This is a genomic window from Streptomyces sp. P9-2B-2 (assembly GCF_030406865.1).
GTDB classification, from domain to species: domain Bacteria; phylum Actinomycetota; class Actinomycetes; order Streptomycetales; family Streptomycetaceae; genus Streptomyces; species Streptomyces platensis.
The window spans coordinates 1,404,588-1,424,366 of record NZ_CP129126.1 but is presented as its reverse complement, the minus strand read 5'-3'; the positions used below and the strand labels follow the sequence as shown (position 1 = coordinate 1,424,366).

The 19,779-nt window shown below is 72.6% G+C and carries 19 protein-coding genes; 15 read left to right on the top strand and 4 right to left on the bottom strand.

Translation table 11 applies throughout. The annotated features are described in order from the left end of the window. Positions 1 to 35: 35 nt before the first annotated feature. From QT196_RS05985 to QT196_RS05965, 5 genes are all read left to right on the top strand, one after another. The gene (locus QT196_RS05985) at positions 36 to 1,601 is read left to right on the top strand and encodes an NAD(P)/FAD-dependent oxidoreductase (protein WP_290354496.1); all 1,566 of its coding nucleotides are present in this window, start codon (positions 36 to 38) and stop codon (positions 1,599 to 1,601) included. Positions 1,602 to 1,699: 98 nt separating this feature from the next. Continuing rightward, complete coding sequence (locus QT196_RS05980; protein ID WP_168477953.1) at positions 1,700 to 2,803, top strand: nitronate monooxygenase; 1,104 nt, start codon at positions 1,700 to 1,702, stop codon at positions 2,801 to 2,803. A gap of 19 nt (positions 2,804 to 2,822) precedes the next feature. Beyond that, positions 2,823 to 4,382: an acyl-CoA synthetase gene (locus tag QT196_RS05975; RefSeq protein WP_290354495.1), complete on the top strand. Its 1,560-nt coding sequence runs from the start codon at positions 2,823 to 2,825 to the stop codon at positions 4,380 to 4,382. Positions 4,383 to 4,486: 104 nt separating this feature from the next. Continuing rightward, positions 4,487 to 6,040 carry an acyl-CoA synthetase gene (locus QT196_RS05970; protein WP_290354494.1) on the top strand — a complete coding sequence of 518 codons (1,554 nt, stop codon included), beginning with the start codon at positions 4,487 to 4,489 and terminating at the stop codon, positions 6,038 to 6,040. Positions 6,041 to 6,152: 112 nt separating this feature from the next. Continuing rightward, complete coding sequence (locus tag QT196_RS05965) at positions 6,153 to 6,953, top strand: VOC family protein (RefSeq protein WP_168477950.1); 801 nt, start codon at positions 6,153 to 6,155, stop codon at positions 6,951 to 6,953. A 91-nt stretch (positions 6,954 to 7,044) separates the two neighbouring features. On the opposite strand, the gene paaK is transcribed toward QT196_RS05965, so the two are convergent. Beyond that, on the bottom strand, positions 7,045 to 8,361 hold the full coding sequence (paaK, locus tag QT196_RS05960) for a phenylacetate--CoA ligase PaaK (protein ID WP_168483590.1): 1,317 nt from the start codon (positions 8,359 to 8,361) through the stop codon (positions 7,045 to 7,047). Positions 8,362 to 8,483: 122 nt separating this feature from the next. On the opposite strand from paaK, the gene QT196_RS05955 reads away from it, so the two are divergent. Together QT196_RS05955 and QT196_RS05950 are read left to right on the top strand one after the other, a co-directional pair. Then, positions 8,484 to 9,182, top strand: a complete 699-nt coding sequence (locus QT196_RS05955) for an alpha/beta hydrolase (protein ID WP_290354493.1) — start codon at positions 8,484 to 8,486, stop codon at positions 9,180 to 9,182. Positions 9,183 to 9,367: 185 nt separating this feature from the next. Beyond that, positions 9,368 to 9,994: a chorismate mutase gene (locus QT196_RS05950; RefSeq protein ID WP_168477948.1), complete on the top strand. Its 627-nt coding sequence runs from the start codon at positions 9,368 to 9,370 to the stop codon at positions 9,992 to 9,994. Positions 9,995 to 10,090: 96 nt separating this feature from the next. On the opposite strand, the gene QT196_RS05945 is transcribed toward QT196_RS05950, so the two are convergent. Continuing rightward, on the bottom strand, positions 10,091 to 11,719 hold the full coding sequence (locus QT196_RS05945; protein WP_290354492.1) for an acyl-CoA synthetase: 1,629 nt from the start codon (positions 11,717 to 11,719) through the stop codon (positions 10,091 to 10,093). Positions 11,720 to 11,881: 162 nt separating this feature from the next. Between QT196_RS05945 and QT196_RS05940 the strand changes: the two genes are divergently transcribed. From QT196_RS05940 to QT196_RS05920, 5 genes are all read left to right on the top strand, one after another. Beyond that, positions 11,882 to 12,682 (top strand): crotonase/enoyl-CoA hydratase family protein, encoded by an 801-nt coding sequence (locus QT196_RS05940; protein ID WP_168477946.1) that lies wholly within the window; start codon positions 11,882 to 11,884, stop codon positions 12,680 to 12,682. A gap of 15 nt (positions 12,683 to 12,697) precedes the next feature. After that, the gene (locus tag QT196_RS05935; protein WP_266736471.1) at positions 12,698 to 13,672 is read left to right on the top strand and encodes an OB-fold nucleic acid binding domain-containing protein; all 975 of its coding nucleotides are present in this window, start codon (positions 12,698 to 12,700) and stop codon (positions 13,670 to 13,672) included. Further along, complete coding sequence (locus QT196_RS05930; protein WP_290354491.1) at positions 13,672 to 14,754, top strand: thiolase domain-containing protein; 1,083 nt, start codon at positions 13,672 to 13,674, stop codon at positions 14,752 to 14,754. The genes QT196_RS05935 and QT196_RS05930 overlap by 1 nt, the downstream gene beginning before the upstream one ends. Further along, on the top strand, positions 14,754 to 15,920 hold the full coding sequence (locus QT196_RS05925) for a thiolase domain-containing protein (protein ID WP_168477943.1): 1,167 nt from the start codon (positions 14,754 to 14,756) through the stop codon (positions 15,918 to 15,920). The genes QT196_RS05930 and QT196_RS05925 overlap by 1 nt, the downstream gene beginning before the upstream one ends. 138 nt (positions 15,921 to 16,058) lie before the next feature. Then, the gene (locus QT196_RS05920) at positions 16,059 to 16,298 is read left to right on the top strand and encodes a DUF397 domain-containing protein (protein ID WP_168477942.1); all 240 of its coding nucleotides are present in this window, start codon (positions 16,059 to 16,061) and stop codon (positions 16,296 to 16,298) included. Between the two features lie 57 nt (positions 16,299 to 16,355). On the opposite strand, the gene QT196_RS05915 is transcribed toward QT196_RS05920, so the two are convergent. Beyond that, complete coding sequence (locus QT196_RS05915; RefSeq protein WP_211117296.1) at positions 16,356 to 17,096, bottom strand: leucine-rich repeat domain-containing protein; 741 nt, start codon at positions 17,094 to 17,096, stop codon at positions 16,356 to 16,358. Between the two features lie 31 nt (positions 17,097 to 17,127). Beyond that, positions 17,128 to 17,856 (bottom strand): maleylpyruvate isomerase family mycothiol-dependent enzyme, encoded by a 729-nt coding sequence (locus QT196_RS05910; RefSeq protein ID WP_266736476.1) that lies wholly within the window; start codon positions 17,854 to 17,856, stop codon positions 17,128 to 17,130. Between the two features lie 236 nt (positions 17,857 to 18,092). Here QT196_RS05910 and QT196_RS05905 point away from each other — a divergent pair, with 236 nt between their 5' ends. The 3 genes from QT196_RS05905 to QT196_RS05895 all read left to right on the top strand — a co-directional run bounded on the left by QT196_RS05905 (position 18,093) and on the right by QT196_RS05895 (position 19,705). Further along, entirely contained in the window at positions 18,093 to 18,701 is a 609-nt protein-coding gene (locus tag QT196_RS05905) for a CGNR zinc finger domain-containing protein (protein WP_168477941.1), read from the top strand. A gap of 9 nt (positions 18,702 to 18,710) precedes the next feature. Continuing rightward, on the top strand, positions 18,711 to 19,106 hold the full coding sequence (locus QT196_RS05900) for an ACT domain-containing protein (protein WP_168477940.1): 396 nt from the start codon (positions 18,711 to 18,713) through the stop codon (positions 19,104 to 19,106). Positions 19,107 to 19,204: 98 nt separating this feature from the next. Then, a complete protein-coding gene (locus QT196_RS05895; RefSeq protein ID WP_168477939.1) occupies positions 19,205 to 19,705 on the top strand; it encodes a hypothetical protein in 501 nt (166 codons plus the stop codon). Positions 19,706 to 19,779: the final 74 nt, after the last annotated feature.

Genomic DNA, 19,779 nt, shown 5'->3' with positions numbered 1-19,779 from the left:
CTGGCGACCGGGATCACCGCGTGCTACCAAGGGGCATGCCGGAACGGACTTCGTATGACGCGGTCATCGTCGGTGGCGGGCACAACGGACTGGTGGCCGCCGCCTATCTCGCACGCGCCGGGCGCAGCGTGCTGGTGCTGGAGCGGCTGGACCACACCGGTGGTGCGGCCGTGTCGACCCGGGCGTTCGCCGGGACCGACGCCCGGCTGTCCCGCTACTCCTACCTCGTCAGCCTGCTGCCGCCGAAGATCGTGCAGGACCTCGGGCTGCGGTTCGCGGTCCGCAAACGCACCGTCTCCTCCTACACCCCCGCCGTACGCGACGGTCGCCCCACCGGGCTCCTGGTCGGCGGCGGGGACACCCGGACCCGTACCGCGTTCGCCGAACTCACCGGCTCCGACCGCGAGTTCACCGCCTGGCAGGACTTCTACGGCCGCACCCGCCGGCTGGCCGAACGGGTCTTCCCGACCCTGACCGAACCGCTTCCCTCCCGCGACGCGCTGCGCGCCCGGATCGACGACGACGCCCTCTGGCACGCGCTGTTCGAACGCCCCCTGGGTGAGCTGGTCGAGGAGACCTTCACCGACGACCTGGTCCGCGGGGTGGTGCTCACCGACGCGCTGATCGGCACCTTCGCCACCGCGCACGACCCCTCGCTGCGCCAGAACCGCTGCTTCCTCTACCACGTCATCGGCGGCGGCACCGGCGACTGGGACGTCCCCATCGGCGGGATGGGCGCCCTCACCGACGCGCTGGCGGACGCCGCCCGCGGGGCCGGGGCGGAGATCGTCACCGATTGCGAGGTGACCGGTATCGCGACGGACGGCCGGACCGCGGAGGTGACCTGCGACCAGGGCACCGTCGGCGCCCGCCGGGTCCTGGTCAACGCCGCCCCGCGGGAGCTGGCCCGCCTCCTGGGCGAGGAGCCGCCGCCGCCCGCCGAGGGCGCCCAGCTCAAGGTCAATATGCTGCTCACCCGGCTGCCGCGGCTACGGGACGCCCGGGTGGACCCACGGGAGGCCTTCTCCGGCACCTTCCATATCGCCGAGGGGTACCGCCAGCTGGAGGACGCCTACCAGCAGGCCGCGTCCGGCGGGCTGCCCGCCGCCCCGCCCTCCGAGATCTACTGCCACTCGCTCACCGACCCCTCCATCCTCGGCGCCGACCTGGTCCGGCAGGGCTACCAGACGCTCACCCTGTTCGGTCTGCACGCCCCCGCGCGCCTGTTCACCGCCGACAACGACGCCACCCGCGACCGCCTCCTGGCGGCCACCCTCGCCGAACTCGACACCCACCTCGCAGAGCCGCTCGCCGACTGCCTGGCCCACGACGCCGACGGCCGCCCCTGCGTCGAGGCCAGATCCCCCCTCGACCTGGACCGCGAACTGGGCCTGCCCGGCGGCAACATCTTCCATCGCGACCTGGCGTTCCCGTACGCGGAGCCGGCGGACGACCCCGCCGGGGACACCGTCGCGGCCCGCTGGGGTGTGGCCACCAGTCGCCCCAACGTCCTCCTGTGCGGCGCGGGCGCGCCACGCGGCGGGGGCGTGAGCGGCATCCCGGGCCACAACGCGGCGATGGCGGTGCTGGAGGAGGGCTGAGTGGCCCGTTGAGAGCCAAGTCTGCTCGCCCTTCAAGTTTCTGACGCTGCATCAGAAAATCTCTTCCCTCGTACCGTCCGCTGCGGCATCCTTCGCCCATGCAGACGGAGCTGAGCAACACGCTGGGAGTCGAGCACGCCGTCTTCGGGTTCACGCCCTTTCCCGCGGTCGCCGCGGCGATCACCCGGGCCGGCGGGTTCGGGGTGCTCGGGGCGGTCCGCTACACCGCGCCGGACGAACTGGCGCGTGACCTCGACTGGATGCAGCAGCACACCGACGGACTGCCGTACGGGCTCGATGTGGTGATGCCCGCCAAGAAAGTGGCGGACGTCAGCGAGGCCGAGGTCGAAGCGATGATCCCCGAGGAGCACCGCCGCTTCGTCGCCGAACTGCTGGAGAAACACCAGGTACCGCGGCTCGCGGAAGGCGAGGCGTCCGGCTGGCGGATCACCGGCTGGATGGAGCAGGTCGCCCGCACCCAGCTCGATGTGGCCTTCGACTATCCGATCAAGCTGCTGGCCAACGCCCTCGGCTCGCCGCCCGCCGATGTCGTGCGGCGCGCCCACGAGCACGGCGTCCTGGTCGCCGCGCTGGCCGGCAGCCCCCGGCACGCCCTGCACCACAAGGCCGCCGGTATCGACATCGTCGTCGCGCAGGGCTACGAGGCGGGCGGGCACACCGGCGAGATCGCCACCATGGTGCTCACCCCGGAGGTCGTGGCCGCCGTCGACCCGCTGCCGGTACTCGCCGCGGGCGGTATCGGCACCGGGGAGCAGATCGCCGCCGGGCTCGCCCTCGGCGCACAGGGCGTCTGGCTGGGCTCCCTCTGGCTGACCACCGAGGAGGCCCAGCTGCACTCCCGGCGGCTGACCGCGAAACTGCTCGCCGCGGGCCCCGGGGACACCGTCCGCTCCCGCGCCCTGACCGGCAAACCCGCCCGCCAGCTGCGCACCGCATGGACCGACGCCTGGGACGACCCCAGCGGTCCCGGCCCCCTCCCCATGCCGCTCCAGGGACTGCTGGTCGCCGAGGCCAACTCCCGTATCCAGCGGCACGAGGTCGAGCCGCTGCTGGGCACCCCGGTCGGCCAGATCGTCGGCCGGATGAACAGCGAGCGCGGCGTACAGGCCGTCTTCGACGAGCTGACCCGCGGTTTCGAGCGGGCCATCGACCGGATCAACCGCATCGCCGGACGCGCGTGAACCCGAGGAGGACAGCGGAATGAGCAAGGACTCCCCACCGCCCAACGGCTTCTGGGCGCAGGCCGCCGCCGACCCGGACCGTACGGTCCTGATCGCCCCGGACGGCGAGGAGTGGACCGCGGGCCGGCTGCACGCCGCGAGCAACCAGCTGGTCCACGGGCTGCGCGCGGCGGGCCTGGAGCGCGGCGACGCCTTCGCCGCGGTCCTCCCCAACGGCGTCGAGTTCCTCACCGCCTACCTGGCCGCGTCCCAGGCCGGGTTCTATCTCGTCCCCGTCAACCACCACCTGGTCGGCCCGGAGATCGCCTGGATCGTGGCCGACTCCGGGGCGAAGGTGCTGATCGCGCACGAACGGTTCGCGCAGCCGGCCCGGCACGCCGCGGACGAGGCGAAGCTGCCCGCGTCCCAGCGCTATGCCGTGGGGGCGGTCGACGGCTTCCGGCCGTACGGCCAACTCCTCGACAGTCAGCCGGAGTCCGCGCCCGCCGACCGCACCCTGGGCTGGGTCATGAACTACACCTCGGGCACCACCGGGCGCCCGCGCGGGATCCGCCGCCCGCTGCCCGGCACCCCGCCCGAGGACTCCTACCTCGGCGGCTTCCTGGGCATCTTCGGCATCAAGCCGTTCGACGACAACGTCCATTTGGTCTGCTCGCCGCTCTACCACACGGCCGTGCTGCAATTCGCCGGTGCCTCACTGCACATCGGCCATCGCCTCGTCCTGATGGACAAGTGGACTCCGCAGCGCATGCTGGCCCTGATCGACACCCACCGCTGCACCCACACCCATATGGTGCCCACCCAGTTCCACCGGCTGCTCGCGCTCCCGGTGGAGACCCGGGCGGCGTACGACGTCAGCTCGATGCGGCATGCCATCCATGGCGCCGCGCCCTGCCCCGATCACGTCAAACGCGCGATGATCGAGTGGTGGGGCGGCTGCGTCGAGGAGTACTACGCGGCGAGTGAGGGCGGCGGTGCCTTCGCGACCGCCGAGGACTGGCTGAAGAAGCCCGGGACGGTCGGCAAGGCCTGGCCGATCAGCGAACTGGCCGTCTTCGACGATGACGGCAACCGGCTGCCCCCGGGCGAACTCGGCACCGTCTACCTGAAGATGACCACCGGCGGCTTCCGCTACCACAAGGACGAGGGCAAGACCCGGCAGAACCGGATCGGGGACTTCTTCACCGTCGGCGACCTCGGCTACCTCGACGAGGACGGGTATCTCTTCCTCCGCGACCGCAAGATCGACATGATCATCTCGGGCGGGGTGAACATCTACCCCGCCGAGATCGAATCCGCCCTGCTCAGCCACCCCGCGGTCGCCGACGCGGCCGCCTTCGGCATCCCGCACGACGACTGGGGCGAGGAGGTCAAAGCCGTCGTGGAGCCCGCCGAGGGCCACCCGCCGTCGCCTGAACTGGCCGCGGAGATCCTGGACCACTGTGCACGGCAGCTGGCCGGCTACAAGCGGCCCAAGTCCCTCGACTTCATCGCCGTCATGCCGCGCGACCCCAACGGCAAGCTCTACAAGCGCCGGCTGCGTGACCCCTATTGGGAGGGCCGGGAGCGCGCCCTGTAACCAGGCGCCCCGCGCGCCCGCACCGCGGTCGGCCCCCTCGCCGGCCGCGGTCGCCGTCCGCCCGGTGCCTTGACCCGGAAGGGGGCGCGGCCCAGGATCGCGCCATGACGCAAGCGCGGAGCAATACGGTCGACGGAGTCCTGCGACGCAGCGCCCGCCGGGTGCCCGGACGGACCGCGGTGCGGTACGCGGACCGGTCCTGGACCTATCGCGAACTGGACGACGCGGTGACCGCCGCGGCCCGGATGCTGCTCGCGGACGGCCTGGAGCCCGGCGACCGGGTCGCCTCCTACGGACACAACTCCGACGCGTATCTGATCGGGTTTCTGGCCTGCGCCCGCGCCGGACTGGTGCACGTACCGGTCAACCACGGCCTGACCGGCGAGGATCTGCGCTACCTCCTGGAGCAGTCGGGCAGCGCGCTGGTGCTCACCGACGCCGCGCTGGCACACCGGCTGCCGGATTCCGTCCGCACCCTGCCCTTCCACGGGGCGCCCGGGGGGCTGCTGGAGCGGCTCGCGGCCCGGGAGGCGCCCGCGGGCACCGAGCCGGGGCCGACGGGCGACGGTGCCGCGGACTTGGTGGCCGAAGTGCCCGACGACGCCCTCGTCCAGCTCCTCTACACCTCGGGAACCACCGCGCTGCCCAAGGGCGCGATGATGACGCACCGCGCCCTGGTGCACGAGTACACCAGCGCCGTCGTCGCCCTCGACCTGAAGGAGACGGACCGGCCGGTGCACTCGCTGCCGCTCTACCACTCCGCGCAGCTGCATGTGTTCCTGCTGCCGTATCTGGCGGTCGGCGCGGAGAACACCATCCTGGACGGGCCCGACCCGGGACGGATCTTCGACCTGGTGGAAGCGGGCCTGGCGGACAGCCTGTTCGCGCCGCCGACCGTGTGGATCGCGCTGGCGAACCACCCCGACTTCCCCGTCCGGGAGCTGAGCGGACTGCGCAAGGCCTACTACGGAGCCTCGATCATGCCGGTGCCGGTCCTGGAGCGGCTCCGCGCCCGGCTGCCCGGCCTCGCCTTCTACAACTGCTTCGGACAGAGCGAGATCGGGCCGCTGGCCACCGTGCTCGGCCCCGAAGAGCACGAGGGCCGGATGGACTCCTGCGGGCGCCCGGTGCTGTTCGTCGAGGCGCGGGTGGTGGACGAGACGGGCCAAGAGGTACCCGACGGCACCCGGGGCGAGGTCGTCTACCGGTCGCCCCAGCTGTGCACCGGCTACTGGGACAAGCCGGAGGAGACCGCCGAGGCGTTCCGGGACGGCTGGTTCCACTCCGGGGACCTCGCCGTCCGCGACGCGGAGGGCTATTTCACGGTGGTCGACCGGGTCAAGGACGTCATCAACTCCGGTGGCGTCCTGGTCGCCTCGCGCCAGGTGGAGGACGTGCTCTACGAGCATCCGCAGGTGGCCGAGGTCGCGGTCATCGGGCTGCCGGACGAGCGCTGGATCGAGGCGGTGACCGCGGTGGTCGTACGGCGTGCGGACGGCGGTGCCGCGGTGGGGGAGCGGGAGCTGATCGAGGCGGCCCGCGCCCGGCTGGCACCGTTCAAAGCACCCAAACGGGTGATGTTCGTGGACGCGCTGCCGCGCAACGCCAGCGGCAAGGTCCTCAAGCGGGAGCTGCGGGCCCGGTTCGGCGCGCCCTGAGCCGGGCCGGGTGCGGTGTGCGTGAAGGGCGGCTGTCAGTGCCCCCTGCCATGCTGAGAAACGACGCGCACACCGCCGTGCACGTCACGATCCGTGCAACGGAGGTCCTGCCATGCTGACCACCAACTTCGTCCCGGGAACCCCGAACTGGCTCGACCTGGGAGCCCCCGATATCGACGCCGCGGTCTCCTTCTACTCCGCGGTGTTCGGCTGGAGCTTCCAGTCGGCCGGCCCGGATGCCGGCGGGTACGGCTTCTTCCAGCTCGGCGGCAAGACGGTCGCTGCCATCGGCCCGCTGACGGAGGAGGGCGCCGGCTCCGCCTGGACCGTGTACTTCCAGACCCCCGACGCGGACGCCACCGTCAAGGCGGTGGAGCAGGCCGGCGGCGCGGTCCGGGTCCCGCCGATGGAGGTCTTCACCGCCGGCCGGCTGGCCGCCTTCACCGACCCGGCGGGCGCCGACTTCGCCGTATGGCAGCCGGGCGAGGTGCAGGGCCTGGAGCGGGTGATGGAGCCGAACACCCTCTGCTGGACGGAGCTGTACACCACCGACGCGGCCGCGGCGAAGGACTTCTACCGCTCCGTCTTCTCCTGGGACCACCAGGACATGCCGATGGGCGGCGACCTCATCTACTCCGTCGTGTCCGCCCCGGGCGGCGGCCAGGGCGACGACACCGGGCAGGGCGGCATCATGCAGCTGCCGGCGGAGAACCTGAAGGCCGGTTCGACCCCGGAGTGGCACCCGTATTTCGGTGTGACCGACTGTGACGCCACCTTCGCCGCTGCCACCGGCCAGGGCGCCACGGTCCTGATCCCGCCCACCGATGCCCCCGGCGTCGGCCGGCTGGCCATGGTCAAGGACCCGGCCGGGGCCCCGTTCGCGCTGATCAAGGGGGACCCGACGATGACCTGAGCGGGCCTGCCGGGGATGGTCGCGTCAGACGCCCAGCCGTCAGCCGTCAGGCGCCAGCCGCCAGGTGCCCAGCTGCCCAGCCGCCCAGCCGTCAGGCGGTGTCCCGCGGCCGGGCGTCGACAATGCGCTTGATCTTGCCGACCGAGCGCTCCAGGGTCTCCGGATCGACGATCTCGACCGCGACCGAGACCCCGATGCCCTCCTTGACGCTGTGCGCGATCAGCCCGACGGCTGCCGCCCGCTCTTCAGAGGTCGCCTCCGCCCGCGCCTCGGCACGCACCGTCAGCCGGTCCATCCGGCCCTCCCGGGTCAGCCTGAGCTGGAAGTGCGGGGCGATGCCGGGGGTGCGCAGCACGATCTCCTCGATCTGCGCCGGGAAGAGATTGACCCCCCGCAGAATGATCATGTCGTCACTGCGTCCGGTGACCTTCTCCATCCGGCGGAAGGCGGGGCGGGCGGTGCCGGGCAGCAGCCGGGTCAGATCCCGGGTGCGGTAACGGATGACCGGCATCGCCTCCTTGGTGAGCGAGGTGAACACCAGCTCGCCGTGCGCCCCGTCCGGCAGCACCTCGCCGGTGATCGGGTCGACCACCTCCGGATAGAAGTGGTCCTCCCAGATGTGCAGCCCGTCCTTGGTCTCCACACACTCCTGGGCGACGCCCGGGCCCATGACCTCCGACAGGCCGTATATGTCCACGGCGTCGATCGCGAACCGCTCCTCGATCTCGCGGCGCATCGCCTGCGTCCAGGGCTCGGCGCCGAAGACACCCACCCGGAGCGAGGTCGTACGGGGATCGATGCCCTGCCGCTCGAACTCGTCCAGCAGGGTGAGCATGTACGACGGTGTGACCATGATGATCTCGGGGCGGAAGTCCTGGATGATCTGCACCTGGCGGGCGGTCATTCCGCCGGACGCCGGGACGACCGTGCAGCCGAGCCGCTCCGCGCCGTAGTGCGCGCCCAGTCCGCCGGTGAACAGCCCGTATCCGTACGCGATATGGACGGTGTGCCCGGGCCGGCCGCCGGCCGCGTGGAGGGAACGGGCGACCACATCCGCCCAGTGCGACAGATCGCGCTCGGTGTAGCCGACGACCGTCGGGCGGCCGGTGGTGCCGCTGGAGGCATGGATACGGCGCACCTCCGCCTTGGGGACGGCGAACATCCCGAAGGGGTACTGGGCGCGCAGATCGTCCTTGACGGTGAACGGGAAGAGGCCGAGATCGCCGAGCGAGCGGCAGTCCCGCGGATGCACCCCGGCCCGGTCGAAGGACTCCCGGTAGAACGGGACGTGGTCGTAGGCATGCTGCAACGAGGCGCGCAGCCGGGTCAGTTGCAGCGCGCGCAACGCGTCCCCGGAGAGCCGTTCCACCTCGTCGAAGGTCTCACTGCCCGTAGCCGCTTCCGGCATGGAGTTCACCGCCTCGATTTCCCTACCGATCATTCGGTAGCTGCATGCGGGTCCAAGTAATCAGCGCGCGGCGAACACGTCAAGGGGCGTGCCGCAGCCGGCTCACGGGTAGCGTCCCGCGCATGAGTAACGTCCAGAAAGTGCAGGTCGGTGAGGTCCAGCTGGCATACCGGGTGTGGGGAGAGGAGGATGCGCCCCCGGCCGTGCTGCTGCATTGCCTCGGCGAGGACGGCGAGGACTGGCGCGGAGTGGTCGGCCGGCTCGCCGGCACCCACCGGGTCTTCGCCCTCGACCAGCGCGGCCACGGCCACAGCGACTGGCCGGGCGAGTACGGCTTCGCACGATGGCGGGACGATGTCATCGGCTTCCTCCAAGCGCTCGGTCTGGAACGGGTGGCCCTCATCGGGCACTCGCTCGGCGCGCTGGCCGCCCTGCTGGTTGCCGCGGAGCGCCCGGATCTGGTGGACCGGCTGATCCTGGAAGAGGTGCCCCCGCCGCTGCCCGCCGACCCGCCGCAGGAGGTGCCGGAGCAGCCGGCCGGCCCGCAGCCGTTCGACTGGCAGGCCCAAGCCGTGGTGGTGGCGGAGCGCAATGCGCCCGACCCCGCGTGGTGGGACGCGCTGCCAAAGGTCACCGCACCGACCCTGGTCATCGGCGGTGGCGGGTCCAGCCATATCCCGCAGAACCACCTCGCCGGCCTGGCCGAGCGGATCCCCGATGCCCGTCTGGTGACGATCGAGGGCGCCGGCCATCTCGTCCACGAGGAGCGTCCCGGAGAGTTCCTCGCCGCGGTCAACTCCTTCCTTACGCCGCGCCCGTAGCCGTGCCGTAGGGCCCTGCGGCCCGTGGTCAGCTGTCCGGTTCCCGGTTCCCGGTGCCCTGACGCCACACTTCCGCCTGCTCTTCGGGCGGGCGGCGGTACTTTGACGGCAGGGCCCGGGCTCGTCGCCATATGCCCTCCCCGTCATCCCCCTCCCGGGGGCCTGAGGTTCGAGAGAGGCCGACCGTGCAGCTGACCACCTCGCTACGGAGCGCCCTGATCGCCGGCGCCGCCGCGACCGTCCTGTTCACCGGCGCCACGGGGGCCGTCGCGGCGCCGGTCACCCCGTCGGCCACGGCCACCGCACCGGCCCCCGCCACCGCGCTCTCCCCGTACGGGCAGCTCCGGCCGCTCGCCGTGCTGTCCGCGGAGCGGCTGGCCACCGCCGATCTGGTGGCCGCGGCGAAATGGGGCACCGGCGGTCCGGTCGACGACCCGGCCCGGGAGCAGGAGGTGCTGCGGGCGGTGGCGGAAGAGGCCCGGAAGCTGGGCGCCGATCCAGAGGTCACCGTGCGGTTCTTCCGGGACCAGATCGAGGCCAACAAGAGCGTGCAGCGTGGTCTGCACCGGGCATGGGACGAGGACCCGGGCCGGGCGCCGACCGAGCGGCCCGACCTCGGTCAGGTGCGGAAGGAGATCAACCGCATCAACCACGAGCTGGTGCAGGCCCTCGCCGACTCCCCGCAGGCCCGCTCGGCGCCGTACTGCGCGCCGCTGCTGACCGTGGCCGCTGTGCGGGTCCGTCACGAGCGGCATCTGGACGCGCTGCACACGACCGCACTGGCCCGCTCACTGCGGTCGGTCTGCGGCTGAGGCCGAGCGCCCAGGCCGGGCGCGGGCCGACGCGGCGCGGCGCGGCCCCGCCGGGCGCGGACCTGCCGGGTGTGGCACCCCGGGCGAACCCGCCCCTCAGCCCGCCCGTTCCCCCGCCGCCACCGCCTTCGCCCAGCGATAGTCCGCCTTCCCGCTGGGCGAACGCCGGATGTGGTCGGTGAAGACGACAGCGCGTGGGATTTTGTAGCCCGCCAGCCGCGTCCGGCAGTGCAGCTGTATGTCCGCCAGGGCCAACTCCGAGGCGTCCGGGCGGAGTTGTACCACGGCGGCGACCCGCTGACCCCACCGCTCGTCCTGCACGCCCGCCACCAGCGCGTCGTAGATGTCCGGATGTGCCTTCAGCGCCTGCTCGACCTCCTCCGGATAGATCTTCTCGCCACCGGAGTTGATGCACTGCGAGCCCCGGCCGAGGACGGTGACGATGCCCCCGTCATCGACGGTGGCCATATCGCCCAGCAGTACCCAGCGGTCACCGCGCGCCTCGAAGAAGGTCTCGGCGGTCTTCACGGGGTCGTTGTAGTAGCCCAGCGGTACATGACCGCGCAGGGCGATCCGGCCCACCTCGCCGACCGGGACCGGCTCGTACGTCGCCGGATCCACCACCGCCGTACGGGAGTTGACCTGGAGCCGGAAGCCCTTGTCCGGGCCGGAGTCCGCGGTGGCGGTGCCGTTGAAGCCGGATTCGGAGGAGCCGAAGTTGTTGAGCAGCATGACGTGCGGGACCAGCGCGCTGAACTGGGCACGTACCGTCTCGGAGAGGATCGCGCCGGAGCTGCTGACGCTGAACAGCGAGGAGCAGTCGGTGCCCTTGAGCGGCCCGGCGAGCGCATCGACGAGCGGGCGCAGCATCGCATCGCCGACCAGGGAGACGCTGGTGACCCGCTCCCGTTCGATGGTCCGCAGTACCTCCTCGGGCACGTACTTGCGGTGGACGACGACCTTCTGGCCGAAGTGGAAGGCGATGAACGCGGTGAGGGTGGAGGTGCCGTGCATCAGCGGGGGAGTGGGGAAGAAGGCCAGGCCGTCGCCCCCGGCCGCGACCCGCTCGGCCAGCTCCTGCGGCCGCTTGACCGGTTCGCCGGTCGGCGCCCCGCCGCCCATCCCGGAGAAGAAGATGTCCTCGTGGCGCCACATCACGCCCTTGGGCAGGCCGGTGGTCCCGCCGGTGTAGATGATGATCCGGTCGTCGGCGGAGCGCGGGCCGAAGCCGCGGGCGGGGGAAGCGGCGGCCACGGCGTCCGCGAGCGCGACGGGTGCGATCCGTGGTGCGGGGGCGCCGGCCGGCGGGGTGCCGACCCGGACGAGATGCCGTAACCCGGGGGCCTGGGGGAGGGCGGCGGCCACCCGCGCGGTGAACTCCGCGTCGAAGACCAGCGCCGCCAGGTCGGCGTCCCGGTAGAGGTAGGCCAACTCCTCTTCCACGTAGCGGTAGTTGACGTTGACCGGGACGGCGCGGATCTTCAGGCAGGCGTAGGCGGCCTGGAGATATTCGATGCCGTTGTAGAGGTGCAGCCCGACGTGCCGGCCGGGGCCGATGCCGTGATCGGCGAGGTGGTGGGCCAGGCGGTTGGCCGCGCGGTCCAGCTCCGCGTACGTCAGCCGCCGCTCCGCACCGGTCCCGGGATGGTCGACGTACACCAGCGCCTCGCGGTCGGGGACCGTGTCGACGATCGACTCGAAGAGGTCGGCAAGGTTGTACTCCACGTCTCCTCCAGACCGGGCGGGTCGGCTTGCCGGTCATTAGAGCGCCGCCGGAAGGAGCAGGGAAGGGCCGCGTCCAAGAAATCTGACTACCTGTCAGAAAGGTCTTGAAGTCGGTGTGCGGCTACTGCAACCTGTTCTCGTCGTGAGACGGGAGGACGGAACATGGGTGGTACGGAACATCTGTCGGTGGAGCGCGTCGGCGCGACCCTGGTGCTCACCCTCAACCGGCCGGAGGCGAAGAACGCGCTCTCGCTGCCGATGCTGGTGGGCCTGTACGACGGCTGGCTCGCCGCCGACGAGGACGACGAGATCCGCTCCCTCGTCCTCACCGGCGCCGGCGGCACCTTCTGCGCCGGTATGGACCTCAAGGCCCTCGCGGGCGACGGGATGGCCGGTGAGCAGTACCGCGACCGGCTGCGCGCCGACCCGGATCTGCACTGGAAGGCGATGCTGCGGCACCACCGCCCCCGCAAGCCGGTGATCGCCGCCGTCGAGGGGTACTGCGTCGCGGGCGGCACGGAGATCCTCCAGGGCACCGACATCCGGGTCGCCGGGGAGAGCGCCACGTTCGGGCTCTTCGAGGTCCGCCGCGGACTGTTCCCGATCGGCGGCTCCACCGTCCGCCTCGCCCGCCAGATCCCCCGCACCCACGCCCTGGAGATGCTGCTCACCGGGCGGCCCTACTCCGCGCCCGAGGCCGAACGCATCGGTCTGATCGGCCATGTCGTGCCCGACGGGACCGCCCGGGACAAGGCCCTGGAGATCGCCGAACTCATCAACGCCTGCGGCCCGCTGGCCGTCGAAGCCGTCAAGGCCTCCGTTTACGAGACCGCCGGGATGACCGAGACCGACGGGCTGGCGGCCGAACTCGCCCGTGGCTGGCCGGTCTTCGACACCGCCGACGCCAAAGAGGGCTCCCGGGCCTTCGCGGAGAAGCGCCCGCCCGTCTACCGGCGGGCCTGACGCAAGGAGTCCCGTATGTCCGAGGTCCTCACGGCGCCCCTCGTCGTGGAATTCCCCTTCACCCGCTCGCTCGGCCCCGTCCAGAGCGCCTTTCTCACCGGGCTGCGCGAGCGCACCGTCCTCGGTGTCACGGCGAGCGACGGCCGGGTGGTCGTACCGCCCACCGAGTACGACCCGGTCACCGCCGAGGAGATCCGCGACCTGGTCGAGGTGGGCGGTGCCGGCACCGTCACCACCTGGGCCTGGAACCCCTCCCCGCGCCGCGGCCAGCCGCTCGCCACCCCCTTCGCCTGGGTCCTGGTCCGGCTCGACGGCGCCGACACCGCGCTGCTGCACGCCCTGGACGCACCCGGCCCCGACGCCGTACGCACCGGAATGCGGGTCCGGATCCGCTGGGCCGCGCAGCGCACCGGCGCCATCACCGATATCGCCTGCTTCGAGCCGGACGACGGCCCCGGCGGCGGCGAGGGCGAAGCGCGCCCGCACGGCGACGCCCAACCCGTCCCGCACGACGGGGAGTTCGCCGACCCCGTCACCGGCATCACCGCCCCCGCCCGGCTCGACTACACCTACGCGCCCGGCCGCGCCCAGTCCCGCTACCTCCGGGCGCTCGCGGACCGCAAGACCATCGGCGAACGCTGCCCCTCCTGCCGCAAGGTCTATGTGCCGCCCCGCGGCGCCTGCCCCACCTGCGGCGTCGCCACCGCCACCCAGGTCGAGGTCGGCCCGCGCGGCACCGTCACCACCTTCTGCATCGTCAACATCAAGGCCAAGAACCTCGATATCGAGGTGCCCTACGTCTACGCCCATATCGCCCTGGACGGCGCCGACCTGGCCCTGCACGCCCGGATCGGCGGCATCCCGTACGACCGGGTCCGCATGGGGCTGCGGGTGGAACCCGTATGGGCCGAGGACGGCCGCTTCCCCGACCACTACCGCCCCACCGGCGAACCCGATGCCGACTACGACAGCTACAAGGAGCTGGTGTGATGCGCGAGGTCGCCATCGTCGCCTTCGGGCAGAGCGTGCACGTCCGCGACAGCGCGGAGACCTCCGAGGTCGAGATGCTGATGCCGGTGCTCCACGACGTGCTGGCGCAAACCGGCCTGGCGGCCCGGGACATCGGCTTCACCTGCTCCGGCTCCTCCGACTACCTCGCCGGCCGCGCCTTCTCCTTCACCATGGCCCTGGACGGCGTCGGCGCCTGGCCGCCGATCTCGGAATCCCATGTCGAGATGGACGGCGCCTGGGCACTGTACGAGGCCTGGGTGAAGCTCCTCACCGGCGAGGCGGAGACCGCACTGGTCTACGCGTACGGCAAGTCCTCGCCCGGCGACGTCCGCGAGGTCCTCACCCGCCAGCTCGACCCCTACTACGTGGCGCCGCTGTGGCCCGACTCGGTCGCCCTCGCCGCGCTCCAGGCCCAGGCCCTGATCGACGCGGGACTGACCGACGAGCGGGCACTGGCCGGTATCGCGGCCCGCAGCCGCACGGCCGCCGAGTCCAATCCGCACGCCCAGCTGCGCGGCGCCGTGCCCGCCGGCGAGCACCTCGTCGCCCCGCTGCGTACCGGCGACTGCCCACCCATCGGCGACGGCGCGGCCGCCGTCGTCCTCGCCGCCGGGGACACCGCCCGCCGGCTGACCGACCGCCCCGCCTGGATACGCGGCCTCGACCACCGCATCGAGGCCCACGCCCTGGGCGTCCGCGACCTCACCGACTCACCGTCCACCCGGCTCGCCGCCGAGCGCGCCGGAGCCTTCGAACTCCCCCATGGCCTTGAGGGCATGGGAGGTGCCCCCATCGTGGACACCGCCGAGTTGCACGCCCCCTTCACCTCCCAGGAAGTCGTGCTGCGCCGCGCCCTGAAGCTCGACGCGCCGGACAGCACCGTCCGTATCAACCCCTCCGGCGGCGCGCTGGCCACCAACCCGGTGATGGCCGCCGGACTGATCCGCCTGGGCGAGGCCGCCGCCCGCATCCACCGGGGAGAGTCCGACCGCGCACTCGCCCATGCGACCTCGGGGCCGTGCCTGCAACAGAACCTGGTCGCCGTCCTGGAGGGTGAGTGATGAGCAAAGAGCCCGTGGCCGTCGTCGGCATCGGCCAGACCCGGCATGTCGCCGCCCGCCGGGATGTCTCCCTCGCCGGACTCGTCCGCGAGGCCGCCCGGCGCGCCCTGGACGACGCCCAGTTGACCTGGGCGGACATCGACGCGGTGGTGATCGGCAAGGCCCCCGACTTCTTCGAGGGCGTGATGATGCCCGAGCTGTACCTCGCCGACGCCCTGGGCGCCGTCGGCAAACCGATGCTGCGGGTGCACACCGCCGGCTCGGTCGGCGGCTCCACCGCCCTGGTCGCCACCAACCTCGTCGCCGCCCGGGTCCACCGCACCGTCCTCACCCTCGCCTTCGAGAAACAGTCCGAGTCCAACGCCATGTGGGGCCTCTCTCTGCCGATCCCCTTCCAGCAGCCGCTGCTCGCCGGCGCCGGCGGCTTCTTCGCCCCGCACGTCCGCGCGTACATGCGGCGCACCGGCGCCCCCGACACCATCGGTTCCCTCGTCGCCTACAAGGACCGCCGCAACGCGCTCAAGAACCCCTACGCGCACCTCCACGAGAAGGACCTCACCCTCGAAAAGGTCCAGGCGTCCCCGATGCTCTGGGACCCGATCCGCTACTCCGAGACCTGTCCGTCCTCCGACGGGGCCTGCGCCATGATCCTCACCGACCGCACCGGGGCCGCCCGCGCCCCGCACCCGGCGGCCTGGGTGCACGGCGGGGCGATGCGCAGCGAGCCCACCCTCTTCGCCGGCAAGGACTTCGTCTCGCCGCAGGCCGGCAAGGACTGCGCCGCCGATGTCTACCGGCAGGCCGGAATCACCGACCCGCGCCGGCAGATCGACGCGGTGGAGATGTACGTCCCCTTCAGCTGGTACGAGCCGATGTGGCTGGAGAACCTGGGCTTTGCCGAGGAGGGCGAGGGCTGGAAACTCACCGAGTCCGGCGTCACCGAACTCGACGGCGCGCTCCCCGTCAACCCCTCCGGCGGGGTGCTGTCCACCAACCCGATCGGCGCCTCCGGCATGATCCGCTTCGCGGAGGCCGCCCTCCAGGTACGGGGCACGGCCGGTGAACACCAAGTCGACGGCGCCCGCACGGCGTTGGGACACGCCTACGGCGGTGGCTCGCAGTTCTTCGCGATGTGGCTGGTGGGCGCCGACACGCCGGGCGGCTGACCGCCGCCGGGGGCGGGCGCGCCCGGCCGGTGCGCCCGCCCGCGGATCACCACTCCACCGCCTCGCCACGTCCCCTGTCCGTGCCCGGACACAGTGGTTAGGCTGACCGCGGACGACGAACCGGGAGGTGCGGGACACGTGACCGACAGCATCACGGAGCAGCGGCTCGTGGGCGGGCCCAGGCCCGATCTCGACCTGAAGCAGGCCGAGTGGCAGTCGACCACCCAGGGCGTGGGCGGCGTCCAGATCGCCTTCGTCGAGGGCTATATCGCGATGCGCAACCGCCGCAGCCCCGAGATCCCGGCGGTGATCTTCACCCCCGCCGAGTGGCGCGCCTTCGTCCTCGACGCGCGCGAGGGCGAGTTCGACCTCACGTAGGGCGTGTCGCCCGGAGCACAGGACACGCCCAGGCGACGGGCACGGGAGCGCCCGCGGTCAGGTGAGCACCACGCACCCGCGCTCCCGGAGCGCCCGGACCGGCTCCGCCCCGTCCGCCACGGTGTTCCAGCGCAGATCGAGCTTCTCCAGCGACGGCAGCCGGGCGATCCAGGGCGGCAGCTCCGCGATCCGGTTGCCGCGCAGATCGATCCGGCGCAGCAGCGGCAGCGTGCGCAGCGCCTCGGGGGCGTGGGCGAGCGCGTTGTCCCGTAGCTCCAGCACCCGCAGTTCGCGCAGCCCCGCGAGGCTGTCGGGCAGTGCCGTCAGCGTGTTGCCGCCCAGCCACAGCTCCCGGAGCCGGTCGAGCCGTCCCAACGACTCCGGGAGGTCGCCCAACTCCGCCTGCTGCGCACGGAGTTCGACCAGCCCGGCCATCTCCCCGAGGGTGTCCGGCAGCCGGCCGAGCGGATTCTCGCCGACGTTGAGATAGCCGAGCCGGTCCAGTCCGCCGAGGGTGTCCGGCAGTGCGGTGAGCCGGTTGTCGTGCAGATAGAGGAAACGGGTCAGCCCGGCCAGCTCGCCGATCTCGTCGGGGACCGAGGCCAGTGAGTTGTGGCCGAGGTCGAGGGTGTGCAGCGTACGCAGCCGGCCGAGCGCCGCCGGGACCTCGGTCAGGGCGTTGTCGGCCAGGATCAGCACCTCCCAGTCCGCGCGCCGCCAGACCTCGGGTGGTACGGCATCCAGGCCCGCCTTCCAGAGGTTCAGCACGGGCGGGCTGCCGGACTCGGGCAGGGGCATGAGATTCCTTCCGGGAGGTGGTGCCGGACCGCTACGGCCAGTCGAGCAGTTCGGGCAGCGGGGCCACCGTCCCCGACCGGCGGCAGTCGAGCGGTTGCTGCGGGCGGCGGCCGCTCAGCCAGGCCGCGAGGTCGCCGAGCGGGCCGCGCACGGTCACCGTCGGCGCGTCCCCGGAACCGTACCGCCGTGTCAGCGTGTCGTCCGTCGCCGTCAGGACGAGGTGCAGGTCCTCGGGGACGCGGGGCGCCAAGTGGTCCAGCAGGTGCAGGCACAGCTCCCGTGGCCAGTCCCGCGGGCCGTAACCGATCCGTGCGTCCGCCGTGTGGATCTCCAACTCCCGCCACCAGGCAAGCAAAGCGGAGCGCAGATCGCCATCGCGATGCCGCACCGGCCGCGACCAGTCGGCCGGGCCGACCGCCGCCCAGGCCGCCGACGCCTCGGCCAGCGCGGCCCGTACGGCCTCCCGCAGCACCGCCGCCTCCCGCAGCGCACCGGCCTCGATCGCGGCGGCGCGCGCCGGGCGGCCCCCGTCATACGGCTCGATCAGCTCACCGCGCAGCGCATAACGGGCCTGCCGGGCCAGGGCCAGCCCGACGCCCTCGATGTGCGAGAGGACATGCGCACGGGACCAGCCGGGCAACTCGCTGGGCTCCCGCACCTCTTCATCGGTCAGGGCGGGCAGCAGGGCGCGCAGCCGCTCCTGACCCGCCTCGATCGCGGCCCGTATCTCCTCGGCCGGCCTGGTGTGCTCCGTCGTCATCGCCACAGCAGCTCCTTCGTCCTGGCATACGGCTCGGGGGCCTGCGCCCGCCCGGTGCCGGGGAGCCGTGCGGTGCACCGACCCGCGGGTCCCGCCGGTACGCCGGGCGCCGTCGGCGGGCCGCATGCGGGCAGCTCACCCGCCAAGGTCCGGAGATCACCCAGCAGTTGACGCATGCCGACCACACCGCCCCCCTCAGCCAGCTAATGGTTGTCGGCGACGTTACCATTAGCCACATGACCGCAACCCAGCTCGCCCTCGACCTCGCCGTCACCATCCGCCACGACGGGCACGGCGGCGTCGCCGATGACCTGGCCGACCCCGAAGGGCTCGCGGTCTGGGTGCACGAGCGGGCCGCGCTGCTGGACTGCGACGGGCAGCCGGTCGCCGTGGACGAGGCGCTGCACACCGCCGTACGGGAGCTGCGGGCCGCGGTGCGATCGCTGTTCGCCCGCGCCGTCCGGCCGGGCCCGCCCAGCTCCGCCGACGCCCACCGGCTCCTCCCGGAAGCGGAGGCGATCCACCGGCTGAACACCGCCGCGGCCCTGGTCCCCACGGTGCCCCGGCTCAGCTGGGAGCCGGACGCCCGGCCCACGCTGCGGCTGCGCCCGGCCGGCACCCCGCCGGCCGCTGACCGGCTCGTCGCCGCGCTGGCCCGCGCCGCGCTCACCTTCCTCGACGGACCGGACCGCGCCAAGCTCCGGGCCTGCCCCGCCCCGCGCTGTGTGCGCTACTTCGTCAAGGACCACGCCCGCCAGGAGTGGTGCGCCCCCTCCTGCGGCAACCGCGCCCGGGTCGCCCGCCACCACGAGCGGCGCCGGGAAGGCCGGGACGGGGCCCCGTAAGCTGGCGACATGACGGGTGAACGCGATCTCCGGGCCCTGCTGAGCGGGATGCGTCCCGAGCGCAACGAGGGCCGTTACGTCTTCGCCAGCGTCCCCGGCGCGGCCCCCGAGGGGCTGACACCGGTGGTCACCGTCTCCGAACCCGAAGGCCGCACCCTCGTCATCCACCAGGAAGAGGCCGACCGCGCGGGCTTGGCGTACGACTATGTCGCCGCCTGGATCACCCTGCGGGTGCACTCCGCGCTGGACGCCGTCGGACTCACCGCCGCCGTCGCCACCGCGCTCGCCCAGGCCGGCCTCAGCTGCAATGTCGTCGCGGGCTTCCACCACGATCACCTCTTCGTGCCGTATGCCGCCGCCGATGAGGCGCTGCGCCGGCTGCGCGCCCTGGCCGACCAGGCCTGAGACCACCGGCCACGGAGCGGGCGGCGGCGCCGCGCACGGGGTGTCGCCGACCCCGACGTCCGCGCGGCGCGCCCGGCCGGGCCACGTACGATGGCGGCATGTCCTTCCTCCGCCGCCGCAGCGCAGCCACGCCCGCCGGGCCTGACTTCGACGTCCTCGCCATGGACCCCGGGGACTGGCCGGGCAACCTCGGAGCCGGGCTGCTGCCCGCGCCCGACGGGAGCTGCCAGGGTGTCTTCCTCCGCTACGACCTGTTCGGCGGCCGCGGCCCCTCGATGATCATCGGCAATCTGCCGGAAGGCTCCCCGGCCCGGGACCTGGAGGACGACCAGGTGCCCTTCGAGGTGGCCCAGCTGCTCGCCGCGCTCGGCAACGACGAACCGGTGACGGTCGTCGAGAGCGAGGACACCCCCGTGATGCACGACGACAACCTGCTGATCGTCAAGCGCATCAAGTGCTCCGAGAGCCGGATCTCCTGCGCCCAGTTCGACCGCAGCGACGGTGTGCTGGTCACCATCGCCAGCTGGGACCGGCCGATCACCGACGACCTCTACGCGCTGCTCAAGCCACTGCCGGCGGAGCTCTTCCAGCAGGGCTGAGCCCCGGCGCAGCCCCGGAGCGGACAGTGTCGCGCCCGGGGGACGGTTCCCCGTCCACCGGGCGCGACGCGCTC